At 75.8% G+C, this 558-nt stretch carries 1 protein-coding gene; it reads right to left on the reverse strand.

Translation table 11 applies throughout. The annotated features are described in order from the left end of the window. Nucleotides 1–558, reverse strand: a 558-nt coding sequence (locus ACEN88_RS33880; protein WP_413346750.1) for an MFS transporter, incomplete at both ends; no start/stop codon positions are given.

Below are 558 nucleotides of genomic sequence, written 5' to 3' on the forward strand. Positions count from 1 at the left end.
GCCGCCACCCCCGGGGGCCCCGCCCCCACGCCCCCCCCGCCCCGCCCCGGCGCCGACGAAACGCCGCTGCGCGAACAGGGACAGGTCGAGCATCGGTGCGCGGACCCGGCGCTCGGTGGCGAGGAACAGCGCGAACAGGGCCAGCGCGGCCGCGGCGCGTGCCAGCACGGCCTGGCTGGTCCAGCCCTCGGCGGGGCCGGAGATCAGGGTCCACGTGAAGGCGAACATGGCCGCCGCGAACAGGACGATGCCCGGCACGTCGAGCGTCCGCTGCGCCGCACCGCGCGACTCCGGCACGTGGCGCAGGACGGCGAGCGCCAGCCCGGCACACACGGGCAGGTTGACGAAAAATGCCCAGCGCCAGCCGAGCCAGCGGCTGATGACGCCGCCGATCAGCGGCGCACACACCATCGTCAGGCCCATGATCGTGCCCCAGAAGGCCCACACGCGGGCGCGCTCCCGCTCGCCATGGAACGCATGGCCGATCACGGCCAGCGACGGCGCCAGCAGAAAGGCCGCGCCGACGCCCTGCGCGGCGCGGGCGAGGTACAGTGCCCG

This window comes from Massilia sp. CT11-108, assembly GCF_047302915.1.
GTDB lineage: Bacteria > Pseudomonadota > Gammaproteobacteria > Burkholderiales > Burkholderiaceae_D > Telluria > Telluria orientalis.